Genomic DNA, 17578 nt, shown 5'->3' on the forward strand with positions numbered 1-17578 from the left:
GATGAGTAAAAAGATCGGACTGGCGCTCGGATCGGGAGGAGCGAGAGGATTATGCGAGATCGGAATTCTTCTGTGGCTGAAAGAGAATGATATCAAGATCTCCAGCATAGCTGGTACTTCGATGGGATCGCTTATCGGAGCCGCCACGGCGGCAGGGTATTCTCCCGAACATCTGAAAGATATCGCGCTGAAGACCAATTGGAAGGATTTTCTGAAATTCGTGCGTCTGTCGTTCACCGTCAGGAGTATCTTCGACTGGGACAAGATAGGCTCGACGCTCAGGGAAGAATTCGGAAAGAAAAGAATTGAGGACCTGCAGATACCATTCGCATGCGTGGCGGCGGATATCGATTCCGGAGTCGAGTTCGTTTTCAGGGATGGAGACATAGTCGACGCGATAAGCGCTTCAGCCTGCATACCGGGAGTCTTTCCTCCCGTCAGGGTCATGGGAAGAAATCTTGTCGATGGGGAGATAGTCAATCCCGTTCCACTCGATATTGCCCATGAGCTGGGCGCTGAACGGATCATAGGAGTCAACGCCTGCCGTTCAGTATTCAGTGAAAGATCTCCATATGAATCACGGCATATCCCTGTCGTCGAGCGACTTGATGAATGGCTGAGGGAGAACATGAAAAAAGCACCGATCATATCTTCCATCGGAGGTATCAGAAAGGTGAGCGGTGAAGAAAAAAAGAAAAGACGCAGCAGGAACCTGGTAGATGTCTTCACCGACAGCATGGCTATTGTCACTTCCAGGCTTCTGTCATTCGAAAGGTTGAACGCGGGTCCCCATTTCATGATCCGGCCGAAGGTCGGTGGATTCCAGGATTTCGATTTCGACAGGGCGGAAGAGATCATAGATGCGGGATACCGGGAGATATCATCGGTAGGCGCAGAACTGCTTGATTTTATTGAAAGTTGAAGTCATCCTTAATCGATCTGCCGTTAATGAACAATCAAGGAATGATTTGAGGGAGATGTTAAGATGGAACTCAAAAGAGGGCTTGGCCTGATAGACGTCTTCAGTATTGCGAGCGGGGCGATGATCAGTTCCGGGCTTTTTATACTTCCCGGCATTGCGTATGCCCGGGCAGGCCCATCGATGATAGTCTCGTACATCATAGCGGGACTGTTCGCCCTTACGGGCGTTCTCAGCCAGGCGGAGATCGTCTCGGCGATGCCGAAGGCTGGAGGCACATATTTTTACGTCAAGAGAGCTCTGGGGCCGGGCGCGGGCACAGTGGAAGGCCTGCTGACCTGGTTTTCGCTATCGCTGAAAAGCGCCTTTGCCCTCGTTGGTATGGCTGCCTTCACATCGATCTTCATAGATGTCGATATGAGGATCATCGCCGTTGTATTGACGGCGGTATTCGTGTTGATCAATCTCGCTGGCAGCAAAGAGGCGGGCAGAGTACAGATAGTCCTCTGTTTCTTCCTTTTTTCAGCGCTTCTTTTCTACATAATACGTGGATTCCCTTTTGTCTCTGCCGAGTTGATGCATCCATTCAATCCCGGGGGATGGGTTCCCACTTTAACGACGGCGGGGTTTATTTTCGTTTCATTCGGAGGGCTTCTCAAGGTAGCGAGCATAGCCGAAGAGGTCAGGGACCCCGGAAAAGTAATACCTCTCGGGATGATCCTTTCTCTTATAACTGTCAGCCTCCTCTATTTTTTAACAGTCTTTGTCACTGTCGGCGTTCTAAAGTCAGACCTGCTCGCTTCGTCGCTCACTCCTATCTCTGACGGAGCGGAAGTCTTTATGGGTAATAGTGGCAGGATCGTGATGGGTATCGCGGCGATACTCGCTTTTATATCGACAGCCAACGCCGGGATCATGGCCTCTTCGCGCTACCCCATGGCGCTGAGCCGGGACAGGCTGCTTCCGGAAGCATTATCGAGAGTTGGGAAGAAGACCGGTACTCCTCATATCGCGATTCTCATAACCGGATCGATCATGGTCTGCTTTATCTTTTTGAGGATAGATCTCCTCGTCAAAGCGGCTTCAGCAGTATTGATTATGACTTACATGCTTTCCTGCCTCTCCCTGATCATTCTCAGGGAGAGCAGACTTCAGAACTATCAGCCGGTCTTTCATTCGCCACTCTATCCATGGATTCAGATCGGCGGGATCGTGGGATTCATATTCATGTTGATCGGGATAGGAGGCTCCGCCCTTTTAACAAGCGGATCGATCATGGTCTGTGGACTGTTCGTGTACTGGTTCTATGGGAGGATTAGAGCTGTAAGGGAATATGCCCTTCTGCACCTGATAGAGAGGATAACGGCCCGAGAGCTGACGACAAGGACGCTTGAGACTGAACTGAAGGAGATCATCAGGGAACGCGACGATATTACGCGCGACAGGCTCGACAGGATAATAGAAAACGCGATCGTTCTTGATATCGAGGAAAAGATGGACCTCGAGACGTTTTTCTCCATCGTGGCTGATTTTCTCGCGGTGAGGCTTGACGTGGAAAAGGAAGCGTTTATCGAAAAAATGCGAGAGCGTGAAAGGGAAAGCAGCACTGTTCTGACCCCATTGCTTGCGATTCCGCATATCATCCTTGAAGGAACGGGAAAATTCGATATACTACTCGCCCGATGCAGGGGAGGAGTTGCTTTTACTGAAACAGAGAAGAACGTAAAATCGATATTCGTCCTGACTGGCACCGGGGACGAGCGCAACTTCCACCTGCGTGCTCTCGCGGGGATAGCGCAGATCGTACAGGATCCTCAATTCGAGGAAAACTGGCTCAATGCCAGAGACGGGGAGGGTCTGCGTGATCTTATCCTGCTGGGGAAAAGAAAAAGATAATGAACACCCGGTTCATGACATCGAGGTATCCTGGCAGGAAAAGTAAAAATTAAGAATATTGATCGATTGACGGAAAGGAAGTCTCGATGGACGCGAAAAAGGCTCTTGAAAGACTGATAGAGGGAAATTCAAGGTTCGCAGGCGGCAAACCGGAAGCGCCTCGAAGAGACAACCGGAGGTTGAGCGAGACAGCTCCCGGTCAGTCCCCGTTCGCCGTAATACTTACCTGCGCCGATTCAAGGGTGCCGCCCGAGATAATCTTTGATGAGGGTATAGGAGATCTCTTCGTCATCCGGGTCGCCGGAAATATCGTTGATGATCTTGTCATCGGAAGCATCGAATACGCTGCCGGGCATCTCGCCGTTCCGCTCGTCGTTGTCCTTGGCCACAGCGACTGCGGAGCTGTCAAAGCGGCTCTTTCCGGATGTGACCCGCATGGGCATACAGGCAGTTTTATCGAAGAGATCAGGACAGTGATCAGGCGCATGGAGGGAACGGACCCGGACAGTCTCGTGGAGGCGAATATTGAGAACACTGTCGCGGTACTGAGAGAAAGCGGACCAGTCCTGAAAGCTCTCCATGAAGAGGGAAACCTGCTGATCATTGGAGCCAGGTACGATCTTGTAACGGGAAAGGTGGTTTTTTTTAAATATTAGAGCGGCAAGCCCGGGCGAGGACCTCTTCCCCTCCACCTGCCCTGGCTTTCGGGAAGGTACGGCGCGCTGTTTCAATGGCGACGCGATCAGCGAAGCAGGATAAGCCTGCGGGTAGCCGAGTAGACACCTATTCTCGCGCGGCAGAGATAGACTCCGCTCGACACTTTCTTCCCCCTGTCATTTCTGCCATCCCAGGCGATATCATAGATCCCGCTAACGTGATGGCGGTTTACAAGGGATCTTATCCTCTTGCCAGAGACGTCATAGATCGTTATTTCGACATCCGAGTCTCCAGAGACCTCATATTTTATGATCGTCGATGGATTGAAAGGGTTGGGATATACCGAGCGGAGGGCTGTAGCCCCTCCAGGAACGGGGATATCGCTATCAGTCAACTGGTCGGTCGAGACCTCTATATCATCTATGAACCAGCCGGTGTAAGCCAGTTGTTCGTCGGTGGCGAAATGAAATCTTAAAAGAACCGGACCTCTCCATGCTGAGAGGTCGAATGTTTCGCTTTTCCAGCCGATACTCCCTGAATAGCACTTCTGATATGGAGCAAGAAAGATCGTGTTTGAAGAACTCGCTCTGCACGGGTAAGCGACTGTAGGGTTGATGATAGTCCATCTGTTTCCTCCGTCAGTCGATATTTCGACCACACCGGCGTCCTTAGCCCAGTATGGGTATGTAGTCCCCGCTTCCGCTCCCATCATATGCCGGAAACTCAACGATGAATTCTCATAGAGGCAGAGGGTGGGAGTCACCAGGACGGCTTCCATGAGATTAGGGTAGACGAGGCCGGTCGGGCTGCCGCATTTCCAGCTGGATGGAGAGGAGTACGATTCTTCGGCGCTGATATGCCACCCGTCATATCCGATGATCGCCGAATGCCTCCAGAACCCTTCCTCTGCGACCTCATCGGAGATACTGCTTCCGCAGATATTGGTAAAAAGCGTACAGCTCTGAAGAGGCTGATTCTCAGATTCGAGTTGCAGGAAGAGCTCGATCTCGGAAAATGGAGGAGTGAGCTCTCTGACGAATACTTCGAGCAATCCGTGGGAATCGATCGTTGCTCCGGCCGGGATATCGGAAAGGGGTTCGCTTTTCTTGGTTATTCTTAACCAGCCGTCATTCCTGCATGAAAGGGAGAGGACGGGCGAGATGATCGTGTTGATCCCGCTATTTGTCAATCTTGCCGATAGGTTGAGGTGTTCCCACGCTTCGAGGCAACCGTCCGAATCGCCATGCAGGGAATCACTCAGGGCCCAGCTGTCAAAAATGACTCCTGGAGCGTTGACGGTGATCGTCTCGACTGATTTCCACCTGAGTTCGCCGGAAAGAAGGGTGATTCCGAGATTAAAAGAATATCCATTTGGGATATTCTGATCGAGGCCGAGAGAAAGCTCGTTTTCAATCATGTAAGCGCTCATTTCCGCAAGATCGCCTATCAAAAAGGTGTCGACAGTCAGCGACGCGAATGGAGAATCGCAGGAGATGGCTATTCTGGTGCCGACTGCCGGGGACGCTCCTGCGTTGCTTACGATTATTGAAAGATCGAGGATCTCTCCCGATTCGGCGATACCATTGCCGTCGCCGCAGCTTATACCTATCGAATCATCGTCGATCGTGAACTGCGTCATTTCGAGATGAGCATCGGATGACGATGCGACCAGAACGGTATCTGAATAGAGATAGTAGTCAGGGGCGAAGACAGTGAGTATAGCCGTTCCCGCTGAATCGGGAGAGGGAGCGAGAAAAGCAGTCCCTGAAGCATCAGTAACAGTCGCACAAAATTTATCGGGATCTTTGATAAGCAATGAAACACGAGCTCCTTCGACCGGCGTGTCCCCGGCAAAGACCCGTGTGGTGAAGAGTTCGTCGTTGTTCGTAAGGATCACATCGTCATGCGTGACTGTGAGGAAGGAGGGAACACCGGTCCAGACTGTCATTGCGGGATCACCGAGCAGGCACATGCCGTACATCACGTACCTGACCGCCGCATACGGAATATAGGAGATATTATCTATCCTTGAATCGTCCAGTATCTCGCCGATCGCGCTTATCCCTTCGCCGAAAATCGCGTCGAAAAACTGGCGGTCGAAATATTGCGACGTGCCGCTCGTCGTTCCAGGCGAACTCCATCCGAGGCGGGTATTGCCGATAAAAGCGACGGCGCCCTTTTCACCGTTTATCAGCTGCTCTCCGATCGCATCATCCGGAAGGATCGATCCCGCGTCATCGCGGTTGTCGAACGCGGCGGGGTAACAGGCTTGAGAATAGCAGATAAAGGGAAGTTTTCCGGGACCTGTGTTGTCGAGAAGATCCAGATCCCAGACGGCAAGCCTCATGACCGAGAGGTTGCTGGCGTGGCCAAGATGATTGACCAGATTGACTCCGGTGTTCAGGTAAGAAAGCAGATGGGTCTGGCTCCAGCTTCCCATATCCCTGTCGTACAGGGTGTTGTTATCGAAGTGATCTGGAATGCCCGAAGTGGTGAACCCGTAATTATCGCTGCCATGGAGTATTTCGTCCTTGCAGTCGGCTCCCCACGTGTTTGTTTCACCGCTCCATAGAAGTTCTCCGACCATCAGAGAGGTGGCGCATCTTTCCGGGGATGGTGAGATCGCATATGACTCCAGCTTGGAGATGAAATTCGATACTTCCTCGAGAGTTTCGGCGGGGATCCTTCCGACGGAGACTTCGGGGATCAAATCCTCTTCTCCGGGTTCGCCGAAATAGATATCCTGGTCTGTGTTCCAGTCGCCGTCGAGACAGGCGTAATAGAGGTCTGAAGCTATGTCAGGTTCCACCTCGGTTCCGACCTTCACGTACATTCCCCTGTGGGGGATAACCGAATCGTCACCTCCCAGAAGGACGTATTCGGTCTGCCAGCCGGTCCACGCGTCGATGATGAGATTTCGAATTTTTTCCTGAAGATCGCTTCCCTGGTAATTTAGCGATATCCATTCGGTGGTGATGATCTCTGTTTTAAGCCCGGATGCCAGTTTCATCTGCGCGAGCGGTTCAAAACCCGGAGCGAGTTCCGCGCTGGTGATTATAAGATAGGAGATGTTATCGCATTCAAACATGTCGGTGTTTGCTTCAGGCAGCTTTGGTATCCTGCCCGGACCAGCATTTTCTTTGTCGATCTCTTCGAGGATCCTTCGGGTCCTATTCGTCAGCGGGCGATCGGGGCGAACGGTGGAGCGGTCGGAAGGCTCAGTCCTGATTATGACCTCGATGGCTGACGAGAAACTGATCTCGGATGTCGAAGGAATGACCCGGCAGGGAAAGATATTCACGAATGCGATACGACTGCCGGCTATTTCCTGCTCGGTGACCAACAATCCAGATTCGGAAGGGTATAGAGTCGGCAATCGGTAAATTTCTTCATTGCGGCTGATGACGATTGATGCCTGAGAGCCGAGCGGATACTGCTGCGGCATAGCCATTACTCTTCCCCTGCACTGGATGATGGAATTCGAAAGGGGATTAAAAGAGACAGACGATATCTTTTCCCCGGCGGGAAGAAGAAAACGGGCGGGATATGCGGGAAGCATCGGTTCGCCGCAATGGCCGACCGTTCTGCAGTGGTCGACCGTCACAAGCAGTCCCGAACCTGTCTCGACTATCCGAGGTTGCCCGAAGAAGACAGTCTGAGTTATTGTGTCTGACCTTGCAATGCTGGCGAGAAAAAGGAGTGCAAGGAAGATTGAACTCCGTATCAAAGGTACGTCCATTTGTTTGTCTACAGCTCGAGTTGCCGATTAATCGTATTATACCGCTTGAAGTATAGCATATTAAGGGGTGATATTGAAGTGAAATCCCGGTGCTTAAACCGGTATTTGAAAATCCTGTGGAAAGGCCTTGATGATTTCAGTATGCTGGTCGCATGGTCTTGTTTGTTTTTATAAGGCAGGAGAGTGTTTGCCGGTTTGAAAAAGGTAAGAATCACTATCAAGGGAAGAGTACAGGGTGTCGGATTCAGGTTCTTCACAAGATCGCTGGCTGGCAGCCTTGGCATCTGCGGGTTTGTGCGGAATCGCCCTGACGGTTCGGTGGAAGCCGAAGCTTCAGGCCCCGAAGATAAGATCGAAAAATTCCTTGAAAGGCTCTCTCGCGGGCCGGCTTCAGCGTCAGTCTCATCTGTCGAGATCGAAGAGATCGAGAATGATGGATCCGACCACAGGTTCGAGGTCCGTTTCTAGCCCGGTTTCAAGTATCTCAGTCTCATCTGGATGCGGGGGTGATTGCTGGAAGGAGTCTCACGGAATCTTTTCCCCGTCCCTGCCTCCGGTCTCTTCCTTCCCGGTGAAATCGAAATTTTCTCTTGCTCCGTACAATCCGCCAGACCGGATAAGGGAGGGGATCGTTCTTGCTATGATGACAATATTGAGAAAGAATGACCGGTTCTCGATATACGACAGGTCGAGTTCGATACGTTGAGGCCAGGTCAGGGAATTTCGACCATTGATCTGCGCCCAACCGGTAAGACCGGGAAGAACGCTGAGACGTTTCATCTGCCGCCTTGAATATTCCTCGACGTGCATCGGCATTCCCGGCCTCGGCCCGACCAGGCTCATGTCGCCGATAAAGATGTTTATAAGCTGGGGCAACTCGTCAAGACTTGTCTTTCTAAGAAAACGTCCTGTCTTTGTGATCCGGAAGTCATCCTCGCCGTCGATGAACAATCCAGCCCCGGTCTTTTCAGCGCCATCGATCATTGTGCGGAATTTAAAGATATTGAAAGGTCTGCCGCCAATTCCAACCCTTGTCTGGATAAAAAAGATCGGGCCGGAGTCCTCGATATTTATCGCCGCGATGATCAAAAGCAGCAGCGGAGTCAGAACGATCAACGCGCATGCCGAAACGATCATATCAAAAAGCCGGATCGTCATCTCGTGGATCTTACTGATCTGATTTCTGTCGATGTGCGCGTCCAATAAAAGCAACCCCTTCCGTCAGGACTGATAACGCCGGAATATTTTATTGTTATTGCTTATACTGATAGTTTATTCGATAATCTTGCCGGATTCTTTAGCATAATATCGACTCGATTCGTTTATCGATTTGGAACTTTTTGTCGCCGGACAGGTTAAAGAGGCTTGTAAAAAGCTTCGGGTCATAAAGGAGGTATGGAAATGAATTTTAAAAAGAGGCTTGCGGGAAATGCGTCAATTATTCTTGCGGCATTGGTGGTATTTCTTGCCGCGATTACTGTGGAAGATTTTTTCAGCGGCGGAAGAGGACCTGATGGAGTCCTCGATCGAATTTCAACACAGGCTTACGCGTTGGGCAGCGAAGTGGAGTCCTTGCCCGATGTCGTCGAAAAGGTAGTTCCTGCTGTCGTCTATATTCAGTCAAAATCTATCGTAAGGCAGCAGGAGTATGAATCACCTATGATGCAGGATCCCTTTTTCAGAAGGTTTTTCGAGGATTATCTCAGGCGGTATAACGTACCCAAGGAAAGGGAACAGCAATATCTCGGATCGGGAGTGATCGTCGACAAGGATGGATATATTCTTACTAACAATCATCTTGTGCAGAACGCCGACGAGGTGGAGGTGATTCTTCCGGACAAGAGGACTTTCGACGCGGTAATAGTCGGAAGCGATCCGAGGAGCGATGTCGCTGTTCTGAAGATCGATGCCAACGATCTCCCGGTCGTAGAGATGGGTAATTCCGAAGAATTGAGGCTTGGACAGACAGTTCTGGCTATCGGTTACCCCTATGCCGTAGGTCAGACAGTTACCAAGGGGATAATCAGCGCGTTGGGCAGGTCGCTGGAACTCGTTGATTACGAGAATTTTATCCAGACAGACGCGGCTATAAACCCGGGAAATTCCGGTGGAGCGCTGATAAATACCAGGGGTGAACTTATTGGTATCAATACGGCGATCTATTCAAGATCCGGAGGTAGCCAGGGAATAGGATTCGCGATACCGATCGAACTGGCCCACAGCATAATGGAAAACATCATCGCTCACGGACGGGTCATACGCGGGTACGTAGGGGTGGTCCCACAGGATGTCCAACCTGAGATGGCGGAATTTTTCGGTCTCAAGGATACCGAAGGTGTTCTGATATCTCATGTCGCTGAGGAAAGTCCGGCGAGCAGGGCTGGATTCGAGCGTGGCGATGTCGTGACAGAATTCGGAGGAAGGAAGATAAAGGATACGGGTGAATTCAGACGTGCAGCGGCGGAAGCGGAACCGGGAAGCGAAGTCGCGGTGGAGATCATCAGGAATGGCAAGCACAGGACTCTGAAAGTCACGATGGGAGAACATCCGTCAAATGAACCAGCCAGGGTCGAGAAGCAGATCGAGGACAGAAATCCTGTTTTTCTCGGTGTTGGACTTGAGACGCTTTCCGACAGATACAGGGAGGCAATGAATATCCCTTCGAGGATCAAGGGAGTCATAATAAGGCAAATAGACAGGAACACTCCGGCGGCTAAGGCGGGGCTTGGCACCGGTGACGTAATTGTCGAAGTCAACAAGAAGAAAATCGAGGATATCGATGATTTTCGAAAAGTCGTCGAAGATTCCGACGGCAGCAAAGTGCTACTTCTTGTTTACAGGAATGGAAGTTACTTTTATACTGCGGTAAAGGAATAGGGGCGGCGCAAGTCGCGCCCGCCCGCCGGTCTATCGATCTTTCGGCCTGGACTGGCCGGAGGAGACCGGTTTTTCAAATCGTAGAAGAATGAATTATGAGGGATGACCTGTGAGTGTATTCGCCCTGCTGCTGGTATTGATCTTATCCGCCCTGATAATCAAGGTTGGTTCAATAGCGCTACGGATGACGGGACTTGACAAGGAGACAGCCGCTTTTCAGGCGCTTTCTGCTTATACCGGAACGGGATTTACGACCTCTGAAGCTGAAAATATCGTAAATCACCGCGAGCGACGAAAGATCGTAAAGATGCTCATGATCCTTGGAAATATCGGGATCGTCTCGGGGTTGGCGATGTTATACATCTCTTTCAGGGGGGACAGTTTTTCAAATGCCCTGGCCAAACTGGGGCTTCTCGGTCTCGTCCTGATAGTCGTCCTCGCTTTTCCAGTGGCGAAAGGTCTGGACAATGTGGTCGACAGGTTTATCACGAGAAGACTGTCAAAAATGACTCACTTTTCGATGGGAGCATTCTCGGAAATAATCAAGCTTGCAAGTGGATATGGAATAGCCGAGCTGCTGATAACCGATTCTCATCTTCTTGCCGGCAAGAAACTGATGGAGACAGATCTGAGCCAGAGCAACATACTAATCCTTGCCATAAAGAGAGGGTTTCATATGATTCCCACTCCGAAGGCTGACCAGCAGATCAGGGCGGGTGACAAGTTGCTCTGCTTCGGATACCTCAAGGGGATGTCCGATCTTGTCCGCAAGGATGGAGACCCGGAGTAGAAGATCGTCGAGGTGAGAATGGTTACGGGGGCGTTTGATGCGCCCCCGTTTTTGCTGCCAGCCGTTGATCGGCGGCTGGCATTTATTTGTCCGTGACTGCCTGTGTCTTGCGTGGCGACAGGTGATCAGTCGTAGTATTCCTGTCCGAGATGCGTGATCATATCCTCTCCCTGTATATACCTCAGCGTATTTTTCAATTTCATCAGCTGTATGAACAGGTCATGCTCTGGATAGAGTCCGGGAGCATGCTGCGGAGACTTGAAATAGAAGGATAGCCACTCCTGGATCCCTTTGAACCCGATCCGGTTGGCCAGATCGAGAAAAAGTGCGAGATCGAGTACGATCGGGGCCGCGAGAATACTGTCGCGGCAGAGAAAATCGACTTTGATCTGCATCGGATAACCAAGCCATCCGAAAATATCTATATTATCCCATCCTTCCTTGTTGTCTCCTCTTGGAGGATAGTAGTTTATCCTGACCTTATGATAGAACCGGTCGTACAGATCGGGGTAGAGTTTCGGTTGAAGTATGTGTTCCAGGACTGACAGTTTGCTCTCTTCCTTCGTCTTGAATGATTCCGGATCGTCGAGTACTTCTCCATCCCTGTTGCCGAGTATATTGGTCGAGAACCAGCCGTTCAGGCCTATCATCCTTGCCTTGAATCCCGGTGCCAGGATAGTCTTCATCAGCGTCTGGCCTGTCTTGAAATCCTTTCCGCAGACAGGCACGCTGTTCTTGTCCGCGAGTTCCATCAGTGCCGGAATATCTATCGTAAGGTTGGGGGCGCCGTTGGCAAACGGGATCCCCATTGAAAGAGCGGCATAGGCGTAAACCATGCTCGGAGCGATCCGTGGATCGTTTTCCTTCATCCCTTTCTCGAACGCGCTCAGGCTCATATGGACGTCGGAAGGTTTGATAAAGATCTCAGTGCTGGCGCACCATACGATGACGACTCTCTCACATTTATTTTTTTTCTTGAACTCTTCTATGTCTGTTTTCAGCTGGTCGGCAAGATCGAACCAGTTTTTACCTTTTTTGACCCATGTCCCGGAGAGTTTTTTTACGTAATTCTGATCGAAGACCGCTTTCATCGGTTTGATACTTTCCAGGAAAGGTCTTATGGCATCGATCGTGTCGACGTTCAGGACTCCCGCTTTAACCGCCGCCTGATAGGCGTTGTCCTCGAAAATATCCCATCCCCCGAATACGATATCGCCGAGTTCGGCCAACGGGATAAAATCTTTAATCATCGGGGTCCTGTTCTCCGTCCTTTTGCCAAGCCTTATCGTACCCATCTGAGTCAGCGAGCCGATCGGTTTGGCCTGACCCTGCCTGATCGCCTCGACCCCTGCCATGAATGTCGTCGATACCGCGCCCATTCCAGGCGTAAGGATGCCGAGTCTCCCAACTGGTTTTACTGGTTTTTTCTTGACCTCCATAATTCATCCTCCTTGCTTTCGTCTGATCCGTCGATCGGTTTCCTGGTTTAATCGTCACTTGCCGGCGCCACTTATTTGGCGGCGGATACCTGACGACAAGCCGATATTACCATCTTGACATAATAAAACAAATTTATTATATTAATGATAATTATAAAAAATAATTATGGAAATAAGAACATTGAAATACTATCTGTCTCTTGCCGAAAAAGGAAGCTTTACAGAAGCGGCCAGGGATCATTTTGTCACCCAGCCGGCAGTCAGTATCCAGTTGAAAAAACTACAGGAAGAACTCGGGACGCGACTGTATGAAGTCGAGGGGCGGGAAGTGAGGTTTACTGAATCCGGACGTGTCGCCCTTGGATACGCGAAAAGGTTTACCGATCTGGAAAAAGAATTCTTCCTGGAGATGAACGATCTGGAGGGTTTGAAAAGAGGAAAGTTAAAGATAGGTACGATAGACGCGGCCAGCATATATGTCCTGCCGGGGGTGTTCTCGAAGTTCAGGGAGATTTACCCCGGAATAGAGGTAGACCTGGAGATATCATCGACACTCCCTCTTCTCGAGGGCCTCGACGGCGGCAGGCTCGATCTGGTCGTAGGTACTCTTCCCGTCAGTAAAAAAGGGGGGTTCGAAGTCTTTCCCGTATTCAGAGAGAAACTGATTTTTATAGCTTCGCCTGATCATCCCCTCGCCATGGAAAAAGAAATCAGTCCCGCCCGTATAGGGGAATATTCATTTATCTCATTTCATCAGAAGTCGGTCACGAGGAAGATGATCGAAGAGGTCTTCAGGAAGAAAAAGACAGACCTGAATATCAAAATGGCTATCGACAGCCAGGAGGCGATACGTAACCTTGTAATAGCGGGGCTGGGGATCAGTATCCTTCCTGAATGGACAGTCAGTGGCCAGATCAGTTCCGGAGCGTTGAAGGAACTGAAAGTCCGCGGGTTGGATCTGAGAAGGGAAATAGGCCTGATCCTTTCGTCAAGACGGTATATACCATCTACGGCAAGGGCTTTTCTTGGCGTTTTAAAAGATGAGATGGGAGTCGATCTTCCATCGCGGTTCATACTCCAGAAGGGAGATCCCAAATGAGAAAGAGGATAGAAGTGGCAAGGGAAGCGATACTTTCGGCAGGCGCCCTTATCAAGGAGACCTTCGGGAGGGAACTTTCCGGAGAAGTTAAGGAAAAAGACAGGAATGATTTTGTCACGGCTACCGATATGGCCAGTGAGAAGTTGATCAAGGAGACTATCAGATCGGCTTTTCCCGATTCAGGATTCTTAGCCGAAGAAAGTGTTTCTATTCGATCGGAGAGGGAAATATGGATAATAGACCCTCTCGACGGGACTACCAACTATATCCATGGATATCCATCGATAGGAGTATCGATAGCTCTCCTGGTAGAGAACAGGATCACGATCGGACTGGTCTATGACCCGTTGCGTGAAGAACTGTTCGAAGCGGTGAGGGGGGAAGGGGCGTACTGCAACAGCGTGCCGATCAGAGTATCGAGGCCTGGCGCTCTGACCGATTCGTTGCTTGGCACGGGATTTCCTTTCAAGGCTTCAGGGCATCTTGATGATTATCTCGTCCTTTTCAGGGATCTTTTTCTCAGGTGCAGGGGGATAAGGCGGTCCGGGGCAGCTGTTCTCGATCTCAGCCATGTCGCCGCCGGAAGGCTCGATGGTTTCTTCGAACTTCACCTCAAACCGTGGGATATGGCCGCCGGAGCCTTGCTGGTCTCCGAGGCAGGGGGGGATGTCAGTGATTTTTTCGGAGAACCTTTCTGTCTCTCAAGAGGAAATATCATAGCCTCATCGCCGCTCATATTCGGATATCTTGTTGAAGCGGCCTCAAGAGTATTTGACAGTGATGCTATCGCGGACCTATCAAACGATCTGTTGAGCAGTGGAATAAAGAAAGGGCCGCAGTGGTGATTACGGCCCTTTACCCCTGTTATCGATATGTGATGATGTGGATCATTCCACGAAGTAACAGTCCATCTTCCATTTGCCATGGAAGAAACCAAGCCCCTCGCCATCGGAGATCCATTCCCCTTTCAGGACTCCCTGTCTAAGACGATCCCGTCCGAGCCATTCCCCTTCGAACCATCCGAAACCGGGATCTTCGATCGACATCGTCGGAGCGAGTCCATAGTCGCCGCGAAGGATACCTCTGAACCTTCCGTTCATATTGATATACTTGCCGAAGAATTTGTGTTCTCCGGCGCTGTTTATTCCAGCGATGCCCCTGAGATATCCCGACGCGATGCCATGTTCGCTCATCCAGACGCCTCTGAAATTGCCCAGGAGGACTCCTCTGAGCTCACCTGTTTGTTCATTGAACAGCGAGTCGGGTTCGATGCTTCTCCATTTTCCGAAGAGATAACCGTTAGGACAGTCAGGCGGGATGATGTGGCTTCCGATCATGATGCCGTTGCCGCACCGGTCGACAGGTTGCATCAGCTGCAGATCGATAAGCTCTCTGAGGGTGAAGGTCCTCTCGAACGGACCAGCCTTGAAATATAGTACCGGTTCCGGAATCTCTACTTTTGAACTGTCGCATATTGTACTGTCTGCGGGACCGGGAGGCACGACGAGTTTGACCTGTATGCCGTCAATGTGAGGATAGGTCTTAGAGACCCACTCTATTGTCGATCTGTCGATCCTGGTAATATAATCGTTGGGATCGAATCTTATCGCTTTCTCGATCACGATATATCCGCCCCGGAATTTCATGCCACCGGTCCAGTCGACTCCGCAGCAATCTGCTGTCGCCGTATCGGAGGCAGTATTGGCGAGATTTCCCCAGATCGAACGCAACCTGAACACTTTCGCGTAGCGGTGCCTGATGCAGTTCGCCACAGCCTCCTCATTCTGGAGGGGATCCCCGTAGAGAGGTTCATTTCCCATAAGGGCGAACTGGTATTCTTCTCCGAAGGCGGGGGATTCGTCATCTTCCGTATAACCGCCTGTTGGAGAATTCAGATCGATCGTCGCTTCCGTCGTATTGATCTCTGTGTCCGGTGTCGAAGATGTCGAATCAAAAAAGTTGCATCCCGCCCCCATAAAGATCACCAGAACGATCAATCCAAGTATCCTGATCTTATTCATTGTCTCTCCTTCCCTTTAGGTCCTGATCAGGTCCCTGATTTAAATCTGTTGACAGATTTCCCTGGATAGATTTTCCATGCTGCCGTCAAATCTCATTCATATTTCTGTTGCAGGAGCGATGCCGAAGGCGGGAAAAAATCCATATACATTATAACAGTATGTTAAATAGATAAATACGAGGAAATTAAACCGGCTTGATATCGATCCTTTTCAAAAACTGTGTACCATATCGTCCACTCTATAGATATTATTGCTCATAAAGGTCCAATTGATCGATTTGAAAAAAAACGCTAAATTTAACGCCGGCCGGGACGAAAGTACTATTGTAATATCTTCGACGCAGGCAAAGGGAGAAGCAGCCGATGAAAGATCTGGTAATATATGGAGCGGGAGGGTTTGCCAGGGAAGTCGCTTTCCTGGTAGATGATATAAATTCTGCTTCCGGCTTGCCAGTGTACCGCCTGGTCGGGTACATCTCGGATGCGCCAGGCGATATCGGCGGCAGGGTCGGCGCGTACAGTGTGGTGGGAGATTTGAAGTGGCTTCAGAAGGGGGGGAGAAGGCTTTGCTGCGTTTTTGCGATCGGGACTCCTTCGGTGGTAAAACGGCTCAGTGATCACCTCGCCGGGAAGGATGGTCTTGAATATCCCAATCTTGTCCATCCCTCGGTAGTATGGAATAAGGACCTCATCACAATCGGCAGGGGAAATATAATAACGGCAGGTTCGATATTGATGCCGGATGTCACCGTTGGATCATTCAATATCTTTAATCTTAAGAGTTCATTCGGGCATGACGTAAAAGTGGGGGACTGCTGCGTTATCAACCCAGGCTCGAATATCTCGGGGAATGTATCGATCGGTGACAGGGTTCTTGTCGGTACCGGAGCGACTATTCTGCAGGGCCTTTCGATCGGTGATGAAGCGGTCGTGGGAGCAGGCGCCCTGGTCACGAAAGATGTCAGGGAGGGTACGACAGTCTTTGGCGTGCCAGCGAGAAGGATCATGTAATGTCAACGATATTTCCCTGATCGGTGACAGCCTCACAGATAATTTGATTATCCCTGAAACATCCCCCTTCCCGAATCCGTATCCCAGTTGACAGATGAATATACCGTTTGAAATCAGGAGGTACCGATGAAAAGATTATTGATTGTTTCCGCTGTAATAGGGCTGCTTTTTCTTCCCGCCACTCAGAATGCCGGCGCGGCGACTTTCCAAGGAGATTGCGATGACGATCCCTTCAGGGGCGAGGATATCTCGATTGATATCGAAGATGGAGTGATGATCATAGAATGCGAAGAGAATGATGACACGATAGAGATCACGGATGATCAAAAGCTCTATATCAACGGCAAACTCGTCAAGACCAACAGGAGCCAGGAGAGGTTGCTGGGAGATTATTACGATCAGTTCGAGGATATCACCGAATATGCTACCGAGATAGGGATCGAGGGAGCGAAGATCGGAGTGAAAGGGGCGGAGATCGGCCTGAAAGCGGTCGCAAATCTTGTCAAACTCGTATTGGAGGATTACGATTCCGATGATCTCGAGCGGGATATGGACAGGGAATCGGACAAGATAGAAAGAGCGGCAAAAAAACTCGAGAAGAAAGCTGAAAAACTCGAAGAAGTCGCCGAAGATTTTAAAAAGACTCACAGGAAACTGAGAAGATCGATTGAAGAGCTCGATGATCTTCATTGGTTCTAGGAAGATGGCGATCAGGGCATTAAGGCGCCTGAAAGGGAGAATTTGTAAATGGAACAACATGTGACGATTCTTGGGATCCTCAATATCGCCTGGTCGGCTATAGAGATTCTTATCGCTCTTATTGTCTTCATGGCAGTCGCCGGAGGAGGCATGCTCTCGGGTGATATAGAGGTGATGACTATCACTACGACGATAGGGTTCATCATATCGTTCATCCTTCTCATATGCGCCCTGCCCGGCCTTATTGCCGGGATAGCGCTGCTCAAACACCGTGAGTGGGGCAGGATACTCGCCATGGTAATGGGATTTATCAGGATGATCAGCGTTCCCTTCGGTACGATCCTCGGAATATATACGATCTGGGTGCTGCTTAATGAAGAGACGAAGAGATTATTCGCCACGGGTTAGTCTGGAGGCTTGTTCGCAATGTTA

The 17578-nt window shown here is 50.4% G+C and carries 15 protein-coding genes; 11 read left to right on the forward strand and 4 right to left on the reverse strand.

Annotated elements, in window-relative coordinates:
- Window position 1: 1 nt before the first annotated feature.
- From JW814_03935 to JW814_03945, 3 genes are all read left to right on the forward strand, one after another.
- Window positions 2-922, forward strand: a complete 921-nt coding sequence (locus JW814_03935) for a patatin-like phospholipase family protein (protein ID MBN2070587.1) — start codon at window positions 2-4, stop codon at window positions 920-922.
- Window positions 923-985: 63 nt separating this feature from the next.
- A complete protein-coding gene (locus JW814_03940) occupies window positions 986-2815 on the forward strand; it encodes an amino acid permease (GenBank protein MBN2070588.1) in 1830 nt (609 codons plus the stop codon).
- 86 nt (window positions 2816-2901) lie between these two features.
- Window positions 2902-3471: a carbonic anhydrase gene (locus tag JW814_03945; GenBank protein MBN2070589.1), complete on the forward strand. Its 570-nt coding sequence runs from the start codon at window positions 2902-2904 to the stop codon at window positions 3469-3471.
- Window positions 3472-3557: 86 nt separating this feature from the next.
- Here JW814_03945 and JW814_03950 read toward each other — a convergent pair whose 3' ends face one another.
- Window positions 3558-7199 carry a T9SS type A sorting domain-containing protein gene (locus JW814_03950; GenBank protein MBN2070590.1) on the reverse strand — a complete coding sequence of 1214 codons (3642 nt, stop codon included), beginning with the start codon at window positions 7197-7199 and terminating at the stop codon, window positions 3558-3560.
- Window positions 7200-7394: 195 nt separating this feature from the next.
- Here JW814_03950 and JW814_03955 point away from each other — a divergent pair, with 195 nt between their 5' ends.
- Window positions 7395-7679 carry an acylphosphatase gene (locus JW814_03955; GenBank protein ID MBN2070591.1) on the forward strand — a complete coding sequence of 95 codons (285 nt, stop codon included), beginning with the start codon at window positions 7395-7397 and terminating at the stop codon, window positions 7677-7679.
- A 57-nt stretch (window positions 7680-7736) separates the two neighbouring features.
- Here JW814_03955 and JW814_03960 read toward each other — a convergent pair whose 3' ends face one another.
- Window positions 7737-8369 carry a sugar transferase gene (locus JW814_03960; GenBank protein ID MBN2070592.1) on the reverse strand — a complete coding sequence of 211 codons (633 nt, stop codon included), beginning with the start codon at window positions 8367-8369 and terminating at the stop codon, window positions 7737-7739.
- 243 nt (window positions 8370-8612) lie between these two features.
- On the opposite strand from JW814_03960, the gene JW814_03965 reads away from it, so the two are divergent.
- Window positions 8613-10088 carry a Do family serine endopeptidase gene (locus tag JW814_03965; protein MBN2070593.1) on the forward strand — a complete coding sequence of 492 codons (1476 nt, stop codon included), beginning with the start codon at window positions 8613-8615 and terminating at the stop codon, window positions 10086-10088.
- 109 nt (window positions 10089-10197) lie between these two features.
- The gene (locus JW814_03970) at window positions 10198-10878 is read left to right on the forward strand and encodes a TrkA C-terminal domain-containing protein (protein ID MBN2070594.1); all 681 of its coding nucleotides are present in this window, start codon (window positions 10198-10200) and stop codon (window positions 10876-10878) included.
- Window positions 10879-11003: 125 nt separating this feature from the next.
- Here the strand turns inward: JW814_03970 and JW814_03975 are convergent, their stop codons facing one another.
- A complete protein-coding gene (locus JW814_03975; GenBank protein MBN2070595.1) occupies window positions 11004-12317 on the reverse strand; it encodes an inositol-3-phosphate synthase in 1314 nt (437 codons plus the stop codon).
- Window positions 12318-12498: 181 nt separating this feature from the next.
- Here JW814_03975 and JW814_03980 point away from each other — a divergent pair, with 181 nt between their 5' ends.
- Window positions 12499-13416 carry a LysR family transcriptional regulator gene (locus JW814_03980; protein MBN2070596.1) on the forward strand — a complete coding sequence of 306 codons (918 nt, stop codon included), beginning with the start codon at window positions 12499-12501 and terminating at the stop codon, window positions 13414-13416.
- Window positions 13413-14261, forward strand: a complete 849-nt coding sequence (locus JW814_03985; protein ID MBN2070597.1) for an inositol monophosphatase — start codon at window positions 13413-13415, stop codon at window positions 14259-14261. Before JW814_03980 ends, JW814_03985 begins: the two co-directional genes overlap by 4 nt.
- Before the next feature lie 42 nt (window positions 14262-14303).
- On the opposite strand, the gene JW814_03990 is transcribed toward JW814_03985, so the two are convergent.
- Window positions 14304-15437 carry a hypothetical protein gene (locus JW814_03990; protein MBN2070598.1) on the reverse strand — a complete coding sequence of 378 codons (1134 nt, stop codon included), beginning with the start codon at window positions 15435-15437 and terminating at the stop codon, window positions 14304-14306.
- Window positions 15438-15799: 362 nt separating this feature from the next.
- Between JW814_03990 and JW814_03995 the strand changes: the two genes are divergently transcribed.
- From JW814_03995 to JW814_04005, 3 genes are all read left to right on the forward strand, one after another.
- On the forward strand, window positions 15800-16447 hold the full coding sequence (locus JW814_03995; GenBank protein MBN2070599.1) for an acetyltransferase: 648 nt from the start codon (window positions 15800-15802) through the stop codon (window positions 16445-16447).
- Window positions 16448-16573: 126 nt separating this feature from the next.
- Window positions 16574-17146, forward strand: coding sequence for a hypothetical protein (locus JW814_04000; protein ID MBN2070600.1), 573 nt, complete (start codon window positions 16574-16576; stop codon window positions 17144-17146).
- A gap of 48 nt (window positions 17147-17194) precedes the next feature.
- Entirely contained in the window at window positions 17195-17554 is a 360-nt protein-coding gene (locus JW814_04005) for a hypothetical protein (protein ID MBN2070601.1), read from the forward strand.
- The last annotated feature ends 24 nt before the right edge of the window (window positions 17555-17578 follow it).

This window comes from Candidatus Krumholzibacteriota bacterium, from assembly GCA_016932415.1.
Taxonomy (GTDB): domain Bacteria; phylum Krumholzibacteriota; class Krumholzibacteriia; order Krumholzibacteriales; family Krumholzibacteriaceae; genus Krumholzibacterium.

What these genes read in the sequence shown, in the direction of transcription:
- JW814_03935 (MBN2070587.1), top strand. Translation starts at nt 2, where the DNA reads ATGAGTAAAAAGATCGGACTGGCGCTCGGATCGGGAGGAGCGAGAGGA.
- JW814_03940 (MBN2070588.1), top strand. Translation starts at nt 986, where the DNA reads ATGGAACTCAAAAGAGGGCTTGGCCTGATAGACGTCTTCAGTATTGCG.
- JW814_03945 (MBN2070589.1), top strand. Translation starts at nt 2,902, where the DNA reads ATGGACGCGAAAAAGGCTCTTGAAAGACTGATAGAGGGAAATTCAAGG.
- JW814_03960 (MBN2070592.1), bottom strand. Translation starts at nt 8,369, where the DNA reads ATGACGATCCGGCTTTTTGATATGATCGTTTCGGCATGCGCGTTGATC.
- JW814_03965 (MBN2070593.1), top strand. Translation starts at nt 8,613, where the DNA reads ATGAATTTTAAAAAGAGGCTTGCGGGAAATGCGTCAATTATTCTTGCG.
- JW814_03975 (MBN2070595.1), bottom strand. Translation starts at nt 12,317, where the DNA reads ATGGAGGTCAAGAAAAAACCAGTAAAACCAGTTGGGAGACTCGGCATC.
- JW814_03985 (MBN2070597.1), top strand. Translation starts at nt 13,413, where the DNA reads ATGAGAAAGAGGATAGAAGTGGCAAGGGAAGCGATACTTTCGGCAGGC.
- JW814_03990 (MBN2070598.1), bottom strand. Translation starts at nt 15,437, where the DNA reads ATGAATAAGATCAGGATACTTGGATTGATCGTTCTGGTGATCTTTATG.
- JW814_03995 (MBN2070599.1), top strand. Translation starts at nt 15,800, where the DNA reads ATGAAAGATCTGGTAATATATGGAGCGGGAGGGTTTGCCAGGGAAGTC.
- JW814_04000 (MBN2070600.1), top strand. Translation starts at nt 16,574, where the DNA reads ATGAAAAGATTATTGATTGTTTCCGCTGTAATAGGGCTGCTTTTTCTT.
- JW814_04005 (MBN2070601.1), top strand. Translation starts at nt 17,195, where the DNA reads ATGGAACAACATGTGACGATTCTTGGGATCCTCAATATCGCCTGGTCG.